Origin of the sequence: Bacteroides sp. AM44-19, assembly GCF_003603395.1 — a bacterium.
GTDB classification, from domain to species: domain Bacteria; phylum Bacteroidota; class Bacteroidia; order Bacteroidales; family Bacteroidaceae; genus Bacteroides; species Bacteroides uniformis.
The window spans coordinates 1-20,306 of the sequence record NZ_QTNB01000018.1 but is presented as its reverse complement, the minus strand read 5'-3'; the positions used below and the strand labels follow the sequence as shown (position 1 = coordinate 20,306).

Below are 20,306 nucleotides of genomic sequence, written 5' to 3'. Positions count from 1 at the left end.
AGATTTAGATTTAAGGTTAGAAGAATTGTGGAAGTCGTGAGACTTCCCTTTTTTTCATCTTAAATTGTGTTCCATTTACAGTTTTTTGTTTTTGACTGTAATTGAACGAAGAAAAGCCATTTCGTGAGAAAAGGCTTTTTTTGTGCGGAGTTTGCAAGGCATGTAATGCAGTTTGCAAACTCCGCATGATTCTGAATATCTATATAGAGACTTCTGATTAGTCCACTATAATCGGTTTGTACTTCGGAACCAGTGCCTTCATGATGCACCAGCCTATCAGGTAGGACACTGCACATACACAGAAGATGATGAAATATCCGGCAGGCTTGCCCTGGAATCCAAGAAATACCATTTGTGTCTTGTCGGCATAGTCGAACAGCAAACCGGAACTCATGTTGATAAGGAATGAGCTGATACCGCCCGCCATACCTCCGATTCCCACAATGGTGGCAATGGTGCTCTTGGGAAACATATCACCTACCACAGAATAGATGTTGGCCGACCAGGACTGATGGGCAGCGCCTGCAATACCTATGATGATAATCGGGAACCAATAGGCTTGTTCGCCAAATACTTCCTTGTTGCCCAATGGCTGTGCAAACAATGCCAATAGCGGGAACAGTGCAAAGATGAACATGGCCTGCATGCGTGCGGCGTAGGGGTTCTTACCGGTTTTGTTGATAATGATGGTGGGCAATTTCCCGCCATAGACGGACAACATCGTGATGGCATAGAGCACAAAGATAAGCATCTGTGCCGTGGGAGTATCTGAGGAGAATCCGTAAACGTCCGAAATGTATGCGGGTGCCCAGAAGAGGAAGAACCACCATACACCGTCAGTCATGAATTTGCCGAAAAATACAGCCCAGGTTTGCGGATATTTGAAACATTGCAGGAAAGAAATGCTCTTTTCATCCTTGGTTGTCGGAGTAGTCGCCTTTTTATCCTTCTCATTGTCTTTGTCTTGTTCTATATATGCCAGCTCAGCTGCGTTTACGTGTGGATTTTCATCAGGTTTCTTGTACATGAATATCCACAGTCCCATCCAGATGAAACCCAATCCGCCGATAACGATAAAAGCCATTTCCCAGCCGTTGCCCACGCCCATGCGTTGGAAGTAGCGGGCCAGGGTAGGGATACACAATGGGGCTATCAGTGCTCCGATGGTAGAGCCGGCATTGAATATGGAAGTGGAGAAGGCACGGTCTTTCTTTGGAAAATATTCGGCAGTCACCTTGATGGCGGCAGGAAAGTTTCCTGCTTCACCGATGCCCAGTATGATACGGGCGGCAATGAAGTAGTAAACGCTGGTGATGGCTATGGTAGAGGCCAATGCACCGGTAGCGCTAATCATGTTGGCGGCATTTTCAATGCCGAGGGTCATTTCTGTGGCAAGTCCGCAGAGGGCGTGCATACAAGCACCGATAGACCATACGGCAATGGCCCATAAATACCCTTTTTTCGTTCCCATCCAGTCGATGAAACGTCCGGCAAACAGATTGCCTAAGGCATAGACGATGGAAAAGATAGCTGTGATGTAGCCGTAGTGTGTATCGGTCCAGTGGAATTCGGGGGAGATGAAATCTTTCCAGGTCAATGAAAGAACCTGGCGGTCGAGGTAATTGACGGTTGTCGCGAAGAATAGCATGGCGCAGATAATCCAACGGTAATTGGTCATCCGCCCTGCGGTGTTTTGAAATGTACTCATGATAATAGATTTATATTTTGATGCAAATGTAGGGGTTTGTGTGTTGTTCGAGGTGTAATATTGAGTAAAAAGGATGTAGAAAATGACAAAAATAGGCATGGATTATTTAAGTCCATGCCTATCGGACGTTGCAGGGCAACTTTATTTCATATCGATGTATTTGATTTCGTCTTTGTCGCTGTATTTCAGGTTTTCACCGCCCATACCCCAGATGAAAGTATAGTTGCTGGTTCCGGCAGCAGCGTGGATGGACCATTCGGGAGAAGTGATGGCTTGTTCGTTGTGCAGCCATATCAAACGTTCTTCCTGCGGTTCGCCCATCAGGTGACAGATAGCGTTGCCGGGTTTCAGGTTGAAGTAGTAGTAAGCTTCCATGCGGCGTGTGTGCGTGTGGGCAGGCATGGTATTCCATACAGAGCCGGGAGCCAGTTCCGTGAGTCCCATCTGCAACTGGTTGGTACCGCCGTCTTTCACTCTTTCCAGTACATCTTTCACAATCAGCTGGTTTACGATACGGTCGTTGCTGTCTTCCATTTTTCCATAATGGTCGGAGATGCCCAGTGCATATTTCTTGGGGTTGGCTTTCTGAAGCTTGGCATCGGTGGTAATCAGCTGAGTAACATAGGATTTGTAGGCCGGGGCCGAGTTGATGTAGAACTTGGCGGGATTGGTAGCGTCGTTGCTCTTGAAGGTTACTTCCTTATTTCCGCAGCCTACGTAAAGGGCTTCCTTATACTTCATGGGGTATTCCTTACCGTCTACAGTAACCACTCCGTCACCGCCGGTATTGATGACACCCAGTTCGCGGCGTTCGAGGAAGTAAGTGATTTCCGGACCCAGTTCACGGAACACTTCCAACTTCAATGTCTTGTTCACCGGCATGGCGCCACCGTAAATCAATCGGTCGTAGAGGGTGTAGGTTACGTTGATTTCATCCGGAGCCATCACTTTGTCCATCATGAATCTGCTGCGCAGAAGTTCCGTGTCATAATGCTTCACGTCCTGCGGATGGCAGGCGGTCTGCACTTTGTAATTCACTTGGGCATTGGCTGCCATGGCAGCTGCTCCCATCATAAATGCAAGTACTAACTTTTTCATAATCCGTTACTATTTAATTTTTAACTTTTAATTTTTGATTGATTTCTGGTATTTGATGATAGCACGACGGTTCATAATCATCAGGAACAATGTGCATAATACAAGGATACCGGAGCCTATCCATTTCAACGAGTAGGTCAGGTGGAAAATGACCCAAGCAAAGGGGCTGGATGCAAAATCCAGTGCGCCGCCTTCAAAGCCGGCGGGGATATTCACGGCAGCATCTTGTGTCTTCTCGTATACATCGTGGGCTGCTTGTGTGAAATAGGGGGCGAGGTCTGTTACGAAATAAAGACCGATGGTCAGTACAACGAGTCCGATGATGAACGTCTTTACTACATTTCCTTTCGTGATGGGCAGTACCAGTGGGAAGAGGTAGAACATTCCGGCCAGCGATGCCAGAGGCAGGAACTGGTTACCCGGCAGGATGACAGCCAGCAGTATGGTTACGGGAATCAGCAGCAGGGAAACCACCAGCGTTGCAGGATGGCCGATAACCAATGCGGGGCTCATACCGATGTTCAGGCCGACAGCACCTTTGAACTTCTTGGCAATCAGCTCGCGGGTAGCATCAGAAATAGGCTTCAAGCCTTCGATGAACAAAGCGGTGATACGCGGAATCAGCTCCATTACGGCGCCCATCTTGATACCCAAACCTAATATATAAGGTATCTTGTCTACCAGTTCCTGACCGTTCTTGCAAGACAAAGCACCGATACCGCAACCGACCAGAATACCCAGGAACAGAGGCTCACCCAGCAAACCGAATTTCTTCTTCATGCCTTCCGCATCAATGTTCAATTTGTCAAAACCGGGGATTTTGTCCAATGCTTTATTGATGACTACGGCAAATGGAACGAAACCTGCGCAGAAAGGCTGGGGAATGGAGATACCCTCCATCTTGTCGTAGAATCCCTGGAATTTGTCGGCGGTATAGTCGGCCATAATCAGGGTAATGATGTAGCAGATAATAGCGGCGAAGAAACCCCACCAGATATTGTCGCTGGCAAAATAAACGACTGCGCCGATAAATGCGAAATGCCAGTAGTTCCAAAGGTCGATATTGACCGTACGGGTCGTTTTCGTTAATAACATCAGAAGATTTACTCCCAAACATACCGGAATGATGAATGCACCCACCGATGTGTTATAGGCTACAGCCGCAGCTGCAGGCCATCCCATATCGAATACTTTCAACTGAAGACCGTAAATTTCAACGACTTGGCTCAGAGCAGGACCGAGGCTGCTGGTCAACAGCGCAGTGACAACTGACAGACCTACGAAACCGACACCTACCAGCAGACCACTCTTTAGCGCCTTACTGAATTTGATGCCGATGCATACTCCCAAAATTGTAAAGATTATAGGCATCATCACTGCTGCTCCTAAGCCGATGATATAGCCGAAAACTTGTTCCATTCTCTTGTGATTTAATTAGGTAATTGAGTTTGTTTTTGCAATAGTATGAATTAAAAACCGGGTCAAAAATAAGACCTTTTCTCAATTAATCAAACTCGAAAAGCATAATTATTAGTAAATGGAACGATTTTGGACGAAATTAGTCGTTATCGTGCACAAAATTGCTCGTTTTCGTACACGAAAACCAAATAACACATCTTCTACGTTGAAAAGTACATATCCGTTTGGAAAGAAAGTATTACTTTTGTTCTTGGAAATAAAACTGTTCTAATACAAAAAATGAATGATTGCACGAAGAAGAATTCGATTTGTAAATTTATTGTATTTGCATGTATGTCGATTAAGAGAGTCAGGGGAGGAAACAGATCCTCGTGTACGTGCTTTTTTCTCCAAATTCGGATGGAGTGAACTTTAATACTGTTCGCTGTGTTATTATAAGACATTGAAACAAACTGGACTATAATGATATATTTGATTTTTTTATTGGCAATAGGACTATTGGTCGGATGGAGCTTATGGAAAGCTCCATCCGATATTGATTTATGGGGAAAAGATTTAGAGGATTGATAGTTATATTGGCTATATTCTGAAAATTTACGGGCATATCTTGTGGTGGGAGATAAAGGAGTAATGCAGGTGTTGTTCTGACCATATAAACCCTGGATGATAGCTGTTGTCATCGCTTCCTGCTCCTTGTCACCTCGGGAGGGAGTGCCCTCTCAAAGAGCGGCGATAACGGCAATGTCCGCAGCATTGTCTACGATATGTGCCGGATGAAACTCTTCCAGTTCTGTGCGGGGACGGAATCCCCAGGTGACTCCGCAGGCAGTGACTCCGGCATTGGCGGCCGTCTGCATATCCACTCCGGAGTCTCCCACATATAGCACGTCTTCACGGGATATCCGGGTGATGTCCAGAATGTCATGCACCACTGTCGGGTCGGGCTTCACGTTGACCCCTTCCCGTTGTCCGAAGACGGCGGTAAAACGTATGTGGGGGAAATAGTGTGAAATCAGTTTCACGGTAGCCGATTGATATTTGTTGGAAGCCACTGCCAATATCATCCCTTTCTCCTGCAACTGTTCCAGCAGTTCGGGGATGCCGGGGTAAGGGCGGCTTTTATCAGCATTGTGCACGTCATAATAAGGCACAAACTCCTTGCGGACGCGCAGGACGTTTTCTTCGCTCTTTTCCCCTTTCGGGAGGGCGCGCTCGAACAGTTTGTTGATTCCGTTGCCAACCATGAAGTTATAGTCCGATTCCGGGTGAGTGGGATAGCCGAGCGCTTGCAGGGCATGGTTTGTACTTTGTGCCAAATCGGCTATTGTATTCAGTAAAGTTCCGTCCAGGTCAAATATAATCAACTTCTTCATTGCTTTCTCTATTTTTTAGTTTGCTGCAAATATAGGGCTTTTTGCGCTCATGTTCAAATGCTGTCTCGGGTTTCATCAGGTATTTGCAGAATAGGAAGCCCTGGGCTGATAATCAGTGCATTATTACTGCATTCCTGCTGCATGCGTTTTGCAGTAGTACTGCAGATGGAGTGCAGCGTTACTGCAAATATGTTTGCAGTGATACTGCAACTGTTTTGCAGCGTGACTGCAACAGTATTGCAGTGGCACTGCACAAGCGTTGCAGTAGTTTTGCAGTGGGTGATCGGTGTATTTTTTGCCGTTCTTCCCTTTTCTTTGCACACTTTCGGGCTTTTTATGCAAAAACTTCCTATCTTTGCAGCCGAATTTTACTAAAAATAGGTATGAGTTACAATTTGTTGAAAGGAAAAAGAGGCATTATTTTCGGTGCTCTGAATGAGCAGTCCATTGCCTGGAAAGTAGCAGAAAAAGCAGTAGAAGAAGGTGCAACCATCACTTTGTCGAATACGCCGGTTGCCGTACGTATGGGCGAAGTGTCCGCTCTTTCGGAGAAACTGAACTGCGAGGTGATTCCTGCAGATGCTACAAGTGTAGAAGATTTGGAAAATGTATTCAAACGCTCTATGGAAGTATTGGGTGGCCCGGTCGACTTCGTGCTGCACTCCATTGGTATGTCTCCCAATGTGCGTAAGAAACGTACATATGACGATTTGGATTACGATATGTTGGAAAAGACGCTGGACATCTCCGCTGTCTCTTTCCACAAGATGATACAAGCTGCCAAGAAGCTCAACGCCATTGCCGACTACGGCTCAATCCTGGCTCTGAGTTATGTGGCTGCGCAACGTACGTTCTACGGTTACAACGATATGGCAGATGCCAAGGCACTGCTGGAATCCATCGCCCGCAGCTTCGGTTACATCTACGGACGCGAACACCATGTACGTGTCAACACTATCTCCCAGTCTCCTACGATGACCACTGCCGGTTCCGGTGTGAAGGGTATGGACAAGCTGTTCGACTTTGCCAACCGCATGTCTCCGCTTGGTAATGCTTCTGCCGATGAATGTGCCGATTACTGTATCGTCATGTTCTCCGACCTCACTCGCAAGGTTACTATGCAGAACTTGTTCCACGATGGAGGTTTCTCCAGCGTAGGTATGAGTCTTCGCGCCATGGCTACCTATGAGAAGGGTTTGGATGAGTATAAGGACGAAAACGGAAATATCATCTACGGCTAATGGAAATCGCACTTTATCTTTTGCCTGTCACCTTGGGCGATACGCCTATTGAAACGGTGTTGCCTCCTTATAACAAGGAGATAATACTGGGAATCCGCCATTTCATCGTGGAGGATGTGCGTTCGGCACGCCGGTTTCTGAAGAAGGTGGACAAGGGAATAGATATTGATGCGCTGACATTCTATACGTTGAACAAGCATACGTCGCCCGAAGACATCTCCGGCTATCTGAAGCCGCTGGTGGAGGGGCAGCCGATGGGCGTAATCTCCGAAGCCGGTTGTCCGGCTGTGGCCGATCCGGGAGCGGACGTAGTGGCTATTGCACAACGGAAAAACTTGAGAGTGGTCCCCTTGGTGGGACCCTCTTCTATTATCCTCTCTGTTATGGGTTCCGGTTTCAACGGTCAGAGCTTTGCCTTCCATGGTTATCTCCCCATTGAACCGGCAGAGCGTGCCAAAAAGCTGAAAATGCTGGAACAACGCGTCTACAATGAACACCAGACCCAACTTTTCATTGAAACGCCTTACCGCAATAATAAGATGATAGAGGATATTCTTCATAACTGCCGTCCGCAGACCAAGCTCTGCATTGCGGCGAACATTACTTGTGAAGGGGAGTATATCAAAACCAAGACAGTGAGGGAGTGGCAGGGCAAGACCCCCGACCTTTCTAAGATTCCTTGTATTTTTCTCTTGTATAAATAATAGCTTCCAGGTGCTCGAATTCATATTCCAGGCAACTGCTGAAGAAGTTCCGTCCCAGGTTGTGTTCTATTTGCTGGAACGTCCATAGTTTTCCGCCCTTGAAATTCTTATTGCATAAGATGGAGTCATCGTCCAGGTCTAGCGTGAAGAGATAGACCAGGCGGTTGGTGGCTTCATTCTCAAAATGATACATGAAGTTGAAGTGCAAATGGTCTAATGGGGCGGTGGGAAGCGTTTGCCGTAAAATTCTGTGTGCACCTTGTTCCAATGTTTCTCCATATATCAGGTAACCCTCCATCAGCAAGTCGATTTTGTCTTTCTCGAAAACGTTGCATTTGGGGCGGGGGAGGAGAAACAGCATGCCGTGTGAGGCAACGGCAATCCGGATGACCGGATTGATATAGTCGTTTTTCCGGTTGATGGCTTCTGAGGCGATGGCTTTCCCCATGACATCTCCTTTGGTGTTGACTATCGGTACGAAAACCGTGTGGTTCATCACTATATTGAAATAGAAGATACCGAACTGGTTGAACAGAATGCCTGAAATGAAGACGAGGGGAGGCGCCACATAAAACAGAATGTGGCGGGTAGTGTCTCCCAAAGGGTAACTGACCAGAACCGCCAAGAAGATAATCAGAAAATGCAGCAGGCTTATGATAAGGATTACGCGTGCGGATACGATGGCGGCTTCTGCCCCTTGTGCAAAAAGCTGCTTACAGCATTTCTGTGTCTGGGACATGTGGTAGTCCAGAAATCTTCTCCTATTGAGGTAGATGATGAACGGGGGGATGATGGCGCTGATTTCCAGCGTGAACGGAAGCATGAAACGGGGACAATAGTTTACGAGGAATAGGGTTGTTACCGATAATAGCAGTAACATTCCGGTAGTACAGTAAAGTATGATTTGCGGAACATGCGTTCCTCTATGCCTCACCGAATAGATGCTAAACAAGAGTCCTACACCTGCACCGATGTAGATGGACATGTCCTGCGTTATAAACTCGCATAATATGATGGATATTATAACGGGGATGAATCCCAGCGACATATTGAATCTTGATGATAGAATTCTTTGATGGCTCATTATCCGTATTATGATTTTGTCGTTTACATCATAACAACTGGGGAATTTAAATGTTTCCTATTTTACTCCTTTTTTGTATAAAATGAATCTGTTTTTCCGCATGATAAGAGGAGCGTACCAATGGAGCGCTTTCCACTTGCTGAAACCCTTTTTCCAATCCTTTCTCTCTGTAGAGTGCAAATTGTTCGGGAGTAATATATGCTGCTACCGGATAATGCTTGTGTGTGGGTTGAAGGTATTGCCCTATGGTCAGTATGTGGCAGCCCACCCGGCGAAGGTCGTCCATCAGTTCTTCCACTTCTTCCGGAGTCTCGCCCAATCCCACCATAATGCCGGACTTGGTGGTAGTATTGCTTTCTGCAATCTGCCGCAACACTTCCAGGCTTGTTTCATACTTGGCGGCACTGCGTACGAGGGGGCTGATGCGACGGACAGTCTCCATGTTGTGCGAAATGATTTCCGGTTGTGCATCGATGACTTGTGCCACGAGTTCCTTTCTTCCCTGGAAGTCGGGAATCAGCACTTCGACGGTGGTGTCAGGGTTGAGCCGCTTGATTTCCCGGATGGTACGTACCCAGTGCGACGCGCCTAAGTCGGGCAGGTCGTCACGGTCTACGGAGGTGACGACTGCATGGGAGAGTTTCATCAAGGCAATGGACTCTGCCACATGTGTAGGCTCATCGGCATCCAGCGGCAAGGGCTTCCCGCTTGCCGTGTTGCAGAACTTACAGCACCGGGTGCAGATATTTCCCCCAATCATGAAGGTTGCGGTGCCTTTCCCCCAACATTCCCCCATATTGGGGCAACGGCCGCTGCTGCAGATGGTATGGAGGCAATGCGATTCGACAATGCGTTTGGTCTCGGTATAGCGCTCGTTGGCACCGATGCTTATTTTGAGCCATTCAGGCTTACGTACTCTTTCGGGCATTATTTCAATTCTTTGTTGAAGAAGTTGGTCAACCGCGTGTATAGGTGTAACCGGGTATTTCCTCCGTAGATACTGTGGTTGCGGTTAGTATAAACCTGCATGTCGAACTGTTTGCCGAGCTGTACCAGTTGTTCGGCATATTCGGCACAGTTCTGGAAATGCACATTGTCGTCCGCCATGCCGTGTACCAGCAGCAGGTTGCCGTGAAGCTTGTCGGCACGGGTAAAGGTGGAACTGGCCTTATAGCCTTCGGCGTTTTCTTTCGGTGTGCGCATAAAGCGTTCGCCATAAACGGTGTCGTAGTAGTTCCAGTCGGTAACGGCAGCTACGGCTACTCCGGCCTTGAATACCGGTGTTCCTTCACTCATACTCATAATGGTCATGTATCCACCGTAACTCCATCCCCAGATTCCGATGCGGTTTTTGTCCACATAAGGCTGGTTGCCCATGTAGAGGGCGGTTTCCACCTGGTCTTTGGCTTCCTTGATACCCAGGTTCAGATAGGTGCATTTGGCGAATTCGGCACCCCGTCCTCCGGTGCCACGCCCGTCTACGCAAACCACGATATAGCCTTGTGATGCCATGTAGGTTTCCCAGCTTACACTGAACTTGTCAAGCACTTGCTGTGAACCGGGGCCGCTGTACTGGTACATCAGTACCGGGTATTTCTTGCCGGCAGAGAAGTCGGCAGGTTTCATCATCCAGCCATTCAATGTGGTTCCGTCGGAAGTCTGGAAAGTGAAGAATTCCTTCCGTGGCATGTCATAGCCGCTGATATCCTGCTTCAATGCCGCATTGTCCATCAGGGTGGCAAGAGTCTTGCCGGTATTGTCGTTCAGCGTAATGACGGTCGGAGTGTCCAGATTGGAATAACGGTTCATATAGTACTTCATGTTCGCACTGAACTGCGCACTGTTTGTTCCGGCTTGTGACGATAGTCTGGTCTTTTTACCTTTCCGGTCAATCTTGTAGATGGCACTGCGCATGGGGCTTTCCTCGTTGCTGCTGAAGTAGAAGCTTCCTTCTTCGGGGTCATAACCCAGGAACTCCTGCACTTCATATTGTCCGGCTGTCACTTGTTTCAGCAGATTGCCGCCTATGCTATACCAGTACAGATGGTTGTATCCGCTCTTTTCGCTGACAAAGCTGAAGTTTTCCGGATAGAAGACGATGTTGTCGAATACATTCTCGCGGATATAGGTATCGCTTTCATCACGCAGAGCCAGTTTGGCTACCGTGCTGCGAGGGTCGGCAAAGTATAGGTCGAACCGGTTCTGATGGCGGTTCAGTGTCATGACGGCAAGCTTGTTGGGGTCTTGGGTAAAGCGGATGCGGGGAATATAGCCGTCTGCATCTACCGGCACGTTTATCTTGCGGGTCACTTTCGACTTGATGTCGAAGGTGTGTACGGACACTTTGGAATTTACTTCTCCCGTTTTAGGATATTTGTAAGTATACTCTCCCGGATACTTCTCGAAAGGGGTGAAGTGGGGGGCTTGTCCGGCAAAAAGAGGGAAAGAGTAGGAGGGAACATCTTTCTCGTCGAAGCGGATGAAAGCCAGCATCTGGCTGTCGGCACTGAATTCCAGCGCACGGTTGAAGGAGAACTCCTCTTCGTAAACCCAGTCGGGGATGCCGTTCAGCACCTCGTTCTGTTTCCCGTCTTCCGTCACCTGGCTTTCGCTGTTGCCGTAGAGCAGTTTTACAAGGAAGATGTTGTTGTCGCGTACGAAAGCCACTTGATTGCCGTCCGGTGAAAATACGGGCACCTGTTGCGGGCCGCCGTCCGAAAGCTTTTCCACAATATTGTTGATTTTACCGTCCAGGTTGCGCTTCAGGCTGTAGATGTAATGCACAGCCGTATAGGAATGTCGGTAGATGGGAGTTGTTTCGGTGGCAATGAGCAGCTTGCTGCCGTCCGGAGCAAAGCTGTAGCTGTCGAATGTCTTGAACGTGCATTCGCGTGCGGTAGCGGCATCAAACAGCACTTCCACGGGTTTTCCCGTTTTGAAGGAGTACTTGATGATTTGTGTCCTGTCCGCATTCATCTGCGAATAATGTTCCCCGTCTCCCGGGATGGGGATAACGCCGGAAATATTCTTCGGAGTGAACTTGCCCGATACGATTTCTTTCAAATCGAGCGCCTTGCCACTTTGGGCGAAACCTGCCAGCGTACAGAGGCAGAGGAGAAGTGCGATGCTTATCTGTTTCATATCTATCTTTTATGCTTATCTGTTTCCCTATTTTTTCTGGGGAACAAATATACAACAAAGGGAAGATTTATCGAAGCAGTGGGCCGATTTTATTCTTTTTGAACAGAAAAAGCCCGTCCTGCTTCTTGGGGGGCGAAGCAGGGGCGGGCCTCCGTCACTCATAGATGATGATTGGATGAGATGATGATTGGAATATCTTTCGTTACAAGCACTTGACTTTTCTTTGATATTCTGCAATGGCTGCATCCAGTCGTTCGTGGGCGGTTGTGTCACCCGGAACGTTGTGCGACGGATGGATGTACAAGTGTACGCCACGGTCGGCAAGGATTTCGGCAACGGTAGTGATGGTCATCCATACCATGGTGACGAAACTCAATGTAGACAACGGACCTACCTTGTCGAAGTGGTTCTTCAAAGGTACGGAGGCGTCTACCAGGGGAACGCAGGAATCCACTACGATATCTGCCAACTGGAAGAGGTTCTTTCCGCTGGAGTGGCGGCTGGCCTTGTCGCCCGTTTCGCTGGCCGAACCGTATACGATAACTTTCATGCCGCGCTTCTTGGCTTCCAATGCCATGTCTATATTGACGGCATTGATACCGGTATGTGAGAAAATCCACATGCAGTCTTTGGAATCAAAATCATAGTTCTTCATGATTTCCTGGCCGTAGCCTTCTGCCCGTTCCAGGAAGAGGAACTGATGAATACCCATCTGGCCGATAATCTGCGTGAAGAATGTCAGAGGCAATTCGCAAAGCGGGTGGAATCCTACAAAGCTGCCGATACGCGGATACATTTCTTCTACGGGAATTGTTGCGTGGCCGCAACCAAACGTGTGGACCCAACGACCGGCTTCGATGGAATCTGCCATAACAGTGGCTGCTTTTTTGATGTTTTCCAACTGGGTAGCCTCCAGTTTTTCCATAATGCCATGGGCATTCTTTAACCATTCGAGTGCTAACATAACTTTTTTGTTTTTTAAGAAGTTAATAAATTTATTTGAGTGAGCGTTTATACAAAAGGAGCATGACGGCAAGTGAGGCAATCATCAGATAAGGATAAAGCCCGATGCCATTGGCGTATTGGGAAATCATGCCCATCAGGCCGTTCATTGCAGTCTGGCCAATGAGGGCTATGGCAAGCGCCACGCTGAATGCTGTTCCCGATAAGGACGGGTACCGGCTTCCAAGAATGCTGAGTATCACGGGATACGTGGCCGACAGCCCCATACCTACCAGCACCATGCCGACTGCCGCACGTGCAAAACCCGGCGAGAACATAAGGAAACAGAATCCTATGGCAGTGAGCGTAAGGCTGTAGGGCAGCACGGTTTCCGGTTTTATCTTCTTGAATATCGCAACTTGCATCATACGTGCTACGGTCAGTCCCGCTACCATGCAGGTCAGTGCAATCAATGCCTGATTGGCCGGAATATCCGTCATCTGCCCAAAATAACTCGTGGACCAGTTGTTGCAGACACCCTCGATGCCGCTTTGGAAAAAAAGAATGAAGCTGAGTAGCAGTAAGCTGCTTTCTTTCAGCAGTCCCAATCCCTCTTTTACCGGGAAACCTTGCGCCTGCTTAGGGGCGGGGAAGCGTACGGGGATACAGAATATAATGCCCGCAAGCATCACTACGCCAATTCCCAGTAAGATGGTTTCGAATGAATAATGCCTGGAAAGGGAGCCCAGCAACATCGGTATGCCCAATGCGCCCAGTCCGTAGAACATGCCCAGAAAACTGAGGCGTGAGCCTTTTTCGGATTCTCCTGAGATGTCGGATACCAATGCATTGGTTTCTCCGTTGAGGATGCCTCCGCCCAGGCCGATGCCGACGATGGAAGCTTGCAGCAGTGGCACGCTTTCAAAGAAGGCAAGTCCTTCCATCCCCAGCAGTACGATGATGCAGCTGGGCACCAGCAGGGCTTTATGTCCGAACCGGTCTACGATGGGACCGAAAATCAGGGAACCGGCCAGCATGCCCAGAGGCAGGAAAGTGACCAGTGAGGTTGTCTGCAACCCGCTCAGATTCAGCTTGGCTATGAGGGATGGCAGCACTGCTCCCAATGTAATCATGGAGACTCCGAAGAAACACATCCCGATGCACGCTGCCGTGAATACGAGATTCTTGTGATAACTGTTACTCATACAAGTGATTTTTGATGGCAAGAAACGCTGCTCCTATCAGTCCGGCATTACCGGACAATTGAGAAGGTACAAATTCCACCTGCTTGATGCTGAGCGGTTGCGCCCATTTGCAGGCTTCCTTGTAAATGTCATCTATAAAGATACCGGCAGGGCCGAATACGCCTCCGCCCCAAATTATCTTCTGCGGGTTGAGCAGGCTGACCAGATTTGCGGAAGCCATGCCCCACATCTCGACAGCTTTGTGCAATACGGAGATGGCAATAGGGTCTTTTTCATTATAGGCACTGAACACATCATAGGCCGATATGCGACAGATGGGTTTCTGGCGCAGTTTTCCTTTATATGACTTGTTGGCGCGTACGGCATCGCGTACCCGTGCCCCGATACCATTGCCGGAAGCGTAATATTCGAAACATCCGCATGCGTCATACTCTTCCCGGTAGGGAGGTTGCAGGGCCATCCAGCCGGTGGCGCCGATAATGTCGTTGGCTCCGTGCAACACGTGCCCGTCGATGATGATGCCGGCACCGATACCGGTTCCCACGGCAATGAATATGGCACTGTGACATTCTTTGGCGGCACCTTGCCACATCTCTCCATACATATAGCAGGTACGGTCGCTGTCGATGTATATCTCGATGCCCGGAGGCGTTACACTGCGCAGCTCCTCATAGAGGGGGTAGTTGTCCCAGCCCGGTATGTTGGGGGCCCATACCCGGTTGGTTTGGGAGTAAACGATACCGGGGATGCAGACACCTATTCCGTCGACGTGTATACGGCTTCTGCGTGCTACGGTAAGAAGTTTGGCGAGGATATCCGCGGCGAGCTTGCCCACTTCGTGTCCGGTTCTTCCTTTCAGGAGCCGTTTGCGGTTAAACATCATGCTTCCGTCCGGAAAGAAAATGGCGCTGGCTATTTTTGTGCCGCCTATGTCCAATGCGATTGTTGCCATGGTGTTATAGTATTTATAGGTTGATTCATTAAGGTTGTATGCAAAGCTATGAATTTATTTCATTCTTGAGGTGTATAAACTGAGAAAATTGTGTGTAAAAAGAGTGTCTAATCACTAAATTGTGTTTAATGTAATTGCGCTTGGATGTACTCTTTCTCAATTAATTAGTTATATATCAGTGGATGAAACATTTTTTAGTGCAGGTGGAAATTCTTTGTTTTATGTTCGTTAACAAATCGGGTGGAAAGTATTCTTGTTTTTGCAGGTTCATCCCACAGAAAAATCCTATATTTGCCACTTACATAAGGAATATGTATGGAAACCAAATCTACGCTCTATAATGAGTTCCCTTTTTTTCTGAAGCGATATTTTCCCTATAAGGTACAGAAAATATCGCTGAATGCCGGTTTTACGTGCCCCAACCGGGATGGAAACAAAGGAGTCGGCGGTTGCACCTATTGCAACAACCAGACCTTCAACCCCGATTATTGCCGTACGGAGAAATCCATTACCCGCCAGCTGGAAGAGGGCAAGCAGTTCTTTGCACACAAATATCCGGAGATGAAGTATCTCGCCTATTTCCAGGCCTATACCAATACGTATGGCGAACTGGAAGACCTGAAGCGGAAATACGAGGAAGCCTTGTCGGCAGACGGGGTGGTGGGCCTGGTCATCGGCACCCGTCCTGACTGTATGCCCGACAGCCTGCTGGACTATCTGGAGGAGATGAACCGGCATACATTCCTTTTAGTGGAGTACGGCATAGAGAGTACCGACGACAAGACACTTTGCCGCATCAACCGCGGGCATACTTTCCATGCCGCCGCCGATGCGGTGGAAAGAACCGCTTCACGCGGAATCCTGACCGGTGGGCATGTCATCCTCGGACTGCCGGGCGAGACGCACGAAAGTATCGTGGTACAAGCCGGCGTACTGTCCCGTCTGCCGCTCACTACCCTGAAGATGCATCAGCTGCAACTGATAAGGGGCACCCGCATGGCTTTAGAGTACCGGCAGCATCCCGAAGATTTCCATCTGTTCGGTGTGGACGAATATATCGACCTCGTGATAGACTATATCGAGCATCTGCGGCCGGACTTGGTGCTGGAGCGTTTCGTCTCCCAGTCTCCTAAGGAACTGCTCATTGCACCTGACTGGGGACTGAAAAATTATGAATTTAATCATCGGGTTCAAAAAAGAATGAAAGAACTCGGTGCATATCAGGGAAAGAAGTATGAAATGTGAGAAAAAAGAATTATTTTTGCCGCAACTTTAAATATGGAATCAATCTAAATAAAGAATAATTATGAACCCAAAAACAGTGATAAAAGGAAAAATCCACTACGTGGGAGTGAATGACCGCAATAAGCATTTGTTTGAAGGTATGTGGCCGTTGCCGTATGGGGTTTCCTACAACTCTTACCTGATAGATGATGAGACGGTCGCTTTGGTCGATACGGTGGACATCTGCTACTTCGAGGTGTATCTGCGCAAGATAAAGAGCATTATCGGCGAGCGCCCCATCCAGTATCTCATCATCAACCATATGGAGCCGGACCATTCGGGCTCTATCCGCCTGATAAAGCAGCATTACCCCGACATCATCATTGTGGGCAACAAGCAGACTTTCGGCATGATAGAGGGCTTTTATGGCGTGACGGGCGAACAGTACATGGTGAAGGACGAGGATTTTCTGGCTTTGGGGCATCATAAGCTCCGTTTCTATATGACCCCGATGGTGCACTGGCCCGAGACGATGATGACTTTTGACGAAACGGAAGGAGTCCTTTTCGCCGGTGACGGCTTCGGCTGTTTCGGAACGTTGGACGGCGGGTTCCTGGATACGCGCATCAATCTGGACAGATACTGGGACGAGATGGTGCGCTACTATTCCAACATCGTGGGCAAGTACGGCTCTCCGGTGCAGAAGGCACTTGCCAAGCTGGGCGGTCTGCCCATTTCCACCATCTGCTCCACGCACGGGCCGGTGTGGACGGAGAATATAGCCAAGGTTATCGGCATCTACGACAAGCTGAGCCGTTATGCCGCCGACGAGGGCGTGGTCATTGCATACGGTTCCATGTACGGCAACACGGAGCAGATGGCGGAAGCCATTGCTGCGGAACTTTCTGCACAGGGCATCAAGAACATCGTGATGCACAATGTGAGCAAGAGCAATCCTTCTTATATCATTGCCGACATATTCAAGTATCGCGGACTTATCATCGGCAGCCCCACCTACAGCAACCAGATTTATCCTGAGATAGAATCCTTGCTCTCCAAGATTCTGGTACGCGAAGTGAAGGGACGCTATCTGGGATACTTCGGCTCCTTCTGCTGGGCGGGTGCCGCCGTGAAGCGCATGGGCGAGTTTGCCGAAAAGAGCAAGTTCGAGATTGTGGGCGACCCGGTAGAGATGAAGCAGGCCATGAAGGACATTACTTACGAACAATGCGAAAACCTGGCACGTGCCATGGCAGAGCGTTTGAAGAAGGATAGGAAGTAGTTGAAAATTAAGAATTAAAAAATTAAGAATTGAAGTTGAAAATTACCCCTAATTTATTAACCTAATAAAACAATCACAATGAGACTAATCATTCAACCGGATTATCAATCCGTGTCAAAGTGGGCTGCACATTATGTGGCTGCCAAGATCAAGGCCGCTAATCCGACACCTGAAAAACCTTTTGTATTGGGATGCCCCACCGGTTCTTCTCCGTTGGGCATGTACAAGGAACTTATCGACCTGAACAAGAAAGGCATCGTGTCTTTTCAGAACGTAGTGACTTTCAATATGGACGAGTATGTAGGTTTGCCCAAGGAACATCCCGAAAGCTACTATTCCTTTATGTGGAACAACTTCTTCAGCCATATAGACATCAAGCCGGAGAACACCAATATCCTGAACGGCAACGCTGCCGACCTGGATGCCGAGTGTGCACGCTATGAAGAGAAAATCAAGTCCTACGGCGGCATCGACCTCTTCATGGGCGGTATCGGCCCCGACGGACATATCGCTTTCAACGAGCCGGGTTCTTCCCTTTCGTCACGCACCCGCCAGAAGACATTGACTACCGATACCATCATTGCCAACTCCCGTTTCTTTGACAACGACGTGAACAAGGTGCCCAAGACTGCCCTGACCGTCGGTGTGGGTACTGTGCTTAGCGCCCGCGAGGTAATGATTATCGTAAACGGACACAACAAGGCACGTGCCCTCTATCATGCAGTCGAGGGTCCCGTGATGCAGATGTGGACTATCAGCGCCTTGCAGATGCACGAAAAGGGTATCATCGTTTGTGACGATGCGGCTACCGAAGAATTGAAGGTGGGTACTTACCGCTACTTCAAGGATATTGAGGCAGAGCACCTGGATGCGGAAAGCTTGCTGAAATAAGCAAACTAATAAAAGTTTTGCAATTCCACCCTCACCACCCTCACCGCTTGTCTGCATCTGCTTGTTCATCGGTGTTTCAGGGGTGAGTGAGAGCAATTTAAAAGGGTGAGGGCAAATTTTGCCCTCACCCTTTTTGTTCTCCTGATTTTGGTTGACTGTTTTCAGGACAGGGCGTTATGTGATGAAAACGGGCTCTGCTCCGCTGTAAGGCTTTGGGTGCCAATGTTAAAGATACCAAATACTCACTGCAAAACCAGTGCATCGTTTTTGCAGTGCCGCTGCAACATAGATGCAGTGCCACTGCAACTGTTTTGCAGTGCTACTGCAACGCCTTTGCAGTGTTACTGCAAAAGATGTGCAGTAGGTTTGCAGTGAGGGCTTGTGATGAAAAAGCCATGGGCGTGCTTTCTTTTTTGCGGAATATGTGCTATCTTTGTCATACTTGTAATTTAAACAGTAGCAGCTATGGAATTGAGTGGCAGACGCTATCCGATAGGGATACAGAATTTTGAGCAACTGCGTACGCGGAATTGTGTGTATGTGGATAAGACGGAGCTGGTGTACAAATTGGTGAATACAGACCAAATTTATTTCTTCAGCCGCCCCCGTCGGTTTGGCAAAAGCTTGCTCGTGTCTACGCTGGAGGCCTATTTCCAGGGGAAAAAGGAACTTTTCGAAGGGCTGGCTATGGAACGTCTGGAGCAGGAATGGGAGGTTTGCCCGGTGCTGCACGTTGATTTCAGCTTGACGAAATATACTGAGCTGCGTGACTTGACGGGGCAATTGAATTTGTTTTTATCTCGTTGGGAAGAAATTTACGGAAAAAAGGAAGAGGAAGAGGGGGCGGCAGAGCGTCTGCAAGGCATCATCCTGCGTGCCTACGCCAAGACCGGAAAGCCGGTTGTAGTGCTGATTGACGAGTACGATGCTCCTCTGCTTGACAGTAATTCCGATGCCCTTTTGCAACAACAGCTTCGCAACGAGATGCGCAAGTTCTTCAGTCCTCTCAAGGGGCTGGGGCAATATCTCCGTTTTCTTTTTATCACGGGTATCAGCAAGTTCAGCCAGCTGAGCATCTTCAGCGAACTGAACAATTTGCAAAATATCAGTATGCGCGATGACTTCAGTGCCCTCTGCGGCATCACCGAGGAGGAACTGCTGACGCAGTTGAAACCCGATATTGAGCGGATGGCCGAGGCTAATGATGAGACTTACGAGGAGGCATGCTTGCATTTGAAGCGGCAATATGACGGTTATCATTTCAGTAAGGCTTGTGCGGATATTTACAACCCGTTCAGCCTGTTCAATGCTTTCAATTCCAAAGAATACAAGAACTATTGGTTCTCCACGGGCACGCCTACTTTCCTGATAGATATTCTGCGCCATGCAGACTTCGATGTGCGTGCGCTGGAAGGTGTTGAGGCTACCGATGAGCAGTTTGATGCGCCTACGGAACAGATAACGAGTCCCATCCCGGTGCTCTACCAGAGCGGTTATCTGACCATTAAGGGCTATGACCGTAATTTCCAAATCTATCGTTTGGCCTATCCCAACGGTGAGGTCCGTAAAGGGTTCATTGAATCCCTGCTTCCCTCTTACGTGCACTTGCCTGCCCAGAACAACACCTTCTACGTCGTCTCTTTCCTTCGCGACTTGATGAAGGGTGATGTGGAGAGCTGCCTGGAGCGTACCCGTTCCTTCTTTGCCTCCATTCCCAATGATTTGGAGAACAAGACCGAAAAGCATTATCAGACCATTTTCTATTTGCTGTTCCGGTTGATGGGGCAATATGTGGAGTCGGAAGTGAAGAGTTCCGTAGGCCGTGCGGATGTGGTGGTGCAGTTGCAGGATGCCGTTTATGTCTTCGAGTTCAAATACGACGGTACCCCGGAAGAGGCGTTGGCTCAGATTGACAGCAAGCAGTATGCCATCCCTTACCGGGCGGACGGCAGGCGTGTGGTCAAGATTGGTGTGAATTTTGACAGTGCCACGCGGACGATTGGCGGGTGGAAAATAGCTAAAGCGGATTAGAAGAAGAAACT

The 20,306-nt window shown here is 48.6% G+C and carries 16 protein-coding genes; 6 read left to right on the top strand and 10 right to left on the bottom strand.

All coding sequences use genetic code 11. The annotated features are described in order from the left end of the window. Positions 1 to 217 precede the first annotated feature (217 nt). The 4 genes from DW947_RS18380 to DW947_RS18365 all read right to left on the bottom strand — a co-directional run bounded on the left by DW947_RS18380 (position 218) and on the right by DW947_RS18365 (position 5,598). Positions 218 to 1,708 (bottom strand): MFS transporter, encoded by a 1,491-nt coding sequence (locus DW947_RS18380; RefSeq protein WP_009037147.1) that lies wholly within the window; start codon positions 1,706 to 1,708, stop codon positions 218 to 220. A 141-nt stretch (positions 1,709 to 1,849) separates the two neighbouring features. Next, positions 1,850 to 2,806 carry a 5-dehydro-4-deoxy-D-glucuronate isomerase gene (kduI, locus tag DW947_RS18375; protein ID WP_117713610.1) on the bottom strand — a complete coding sequence of 319 codons (957 nt, stop codon included), beginning with the start codon at positions 2,804 to 2,806 and terminating at the stop codon, positions 1,850 to 1,852. 27 nt (positions 2,807 to 2,833) lie between these two features. Next, positions 2,834 to 4,225, bottom strand: a complete 1,392-nt coding sequence (locus tag DW947_RS18370; RefSeq protein ID WP_005823931.1) for a PTS galactitol transporter subunit IIC — start codon at positions 4,223 to 4,225, stop codon at positions 2,834 to 2,836. Positions 4,226 to 4,944: 719 nt separating this feature from the next. After that, complete coding sequence (locus DW947_RS18365) at positions 4,945 to 5,598, bottom strand: HAD family hydrolase (protein ID WP_117963611.1); 654 nt, start codon at positions 5,596 to 5,598, stop codon at positions 4,945 to 4,947. 383 nt (positions 5,599 to 5,981) lie between these two features. Here DW947_RS18365 and DW947_RS18355 point away from each other — a divergent pair, with 383 nt between their 5' ends. After that, entirely contained in the window at positions 5,982 to 6,839 is an 858-nt protein-coding gene (locus DW947_RS18355; RefSeq protein ID WP_025835705.1) for an enoyl-ACP reductase, read from the top strand. After that, positions 6,839 to 7,543 carry an SAM-dependent methyltransferase gene (locus DW947_RS18350; protein WP_117963610.1) on the top strand — a complete coding sequence of 235 codons (705 nt, stop codon included), beginning with the start codon at positions 6,839 to 6,841 and terminating at the stop codon, positions 7,541 to 7,543. Before DW947_RS18355 ends, DW947_RS18350 begins: the two co-directional genes overlap by 1 nt. Here the strand turns inward: DW947_RS18350 and DW947_RS18345 are convergent. From DW947_RS18345 to DW947_RS18320, 6 genes are all read right to left on the bottom strand, one after another. After that, complete coding sequence (locus DW947_RS18345; protein ID WP_117963609.1) at positions 7,509 to 8,627, bottom strand: hypothetical protein; 1,119 nt, start codon at positions 8,625 to 8,627, stop codon at positions 7,509 to 7,511. The genes DW947_RS18350 and DW947_RS18345 overlap by 35 nt on opposite strands. Positions 8,628 to 8,673: 46 nt before the next feature. Further along, complete coding sequence (gene lipA, locus DW947_RS18340; RefSeq protein WP_016274108.1) at positions 8,674 to 9,555, bottom strand: lipoyl synthase; 882 nt, start codon at positions 9,553 to 9,555, stop codon at positions 8,674 to 8,676. Beyond that, positions 9,555 to 11,768 carry a S9 family peptidase gene (locus DW947_RS18335; RefSeq protein ID WP_117963608.1) on the bottom strand — a complete coding sequence of 738 codons (2,214 nt, stop codon included), beginning with the start codon at positions 11,766 to 11,768 and terminating at the stop codon, positions 9,555 to 9,557. The genes lipA and DW947_RS18335 overlap by 1 nt, the downstream gene beginning before the upstream one ends. Before the next feature lie 202 nt (positions 11,769 to 11,970). Beyond that, the gene (locus tag DW947_RS18330) at positions 11,971 to 12,732 is read right to left on the bottom strand and encodes a sugar isomerase domain-containing protein (RefSeq protein ID WP_005823892.1); all 762 of its coding nucleotides are present in this window, start codon (positions 12,730 to 12,732) and stop codon (positions 11,971 to 11,973) included. A gap of 31 nt (positions 12,733 to 12,763) precedes the next feature. Then, a complete protein-coding gene (locus DW947_RS18325) occupies positions 12,764 to 13,915 on the bottom strand; it encodes an MFS transporter (protein WP_117963607.1) in 1,152 nt (383 codons plus the stop codon). Further along, entirely contained in the window at positions 13,908 to 14,867 is a 960-nt protein-coding gene (locus DW947_RS18320; RefSeq protein ID WP_009037141.1) for an ROK family protein, read from the bottom strand. Before DW947_RS18320 ends, DW947_RS18325 begins: the two co-directional genes overlap by 8 nt. Before the next feature lie 315 nt (positions 14,868 to 15,182). Between DW947_RS18320 and DW947_RS18315 the strand changes: the two genes are divergently transcribed. From DW947_RS18315 to DW947_RS18300, 4 genes are all read left to right on the top strand, one after another. Beyond that, on the top strand, positions 15,183 to 16,112 hold the full coding sequence (locus tag DW947_RS18315) for a TIGR01212 family radical SAM protein (protein ID WP_005835256.1): 930 nt from the start codon (positions 15,183 to 15,185) through the stop codon (positions 16,110 to 16,112). A gap of 61 nt (positions 16,113 to 16,173) precedes the next feature. After that, complete coding sequence (locus DW947_RS18310; RefSeq protein WP_005835258.1) at positions 16,174 to 17,373, top strand: FprA family A-type flavoprotein; 1,200 nt, start codon at positions 16,174 to 16,176, stop codon at positions 17,371 to 17,373. 78 nt (positions 17,374 to 17,451) lie between these two features. Continuing rightward, entirely contained in the window at positions 17,452 to 18,264 is an 813-nt protein-coding gene (nagB, locus tag DW947_RS18305; protein WP_005835260.1) for a glucosamine-6-phosphate deaminase, read from the top strand. Between the two features lie 465 nt (positions 18,265 to 18,729). After that, the gene (locus DW947_RS18300) at positions 18,730 to 20,295 is read left to right on the top strand and encodes an ATP-binding protein (protein WP_119958596.1); all 1,566 of its coding nucleotides are present in this window, start codon (positions 18,730 to 18,732) and stop codon (positions 20,293 to 20,295) included. The last annotated feature ends 11 nt before the right edge of the window (positions 20,296 to 20,306 follow it).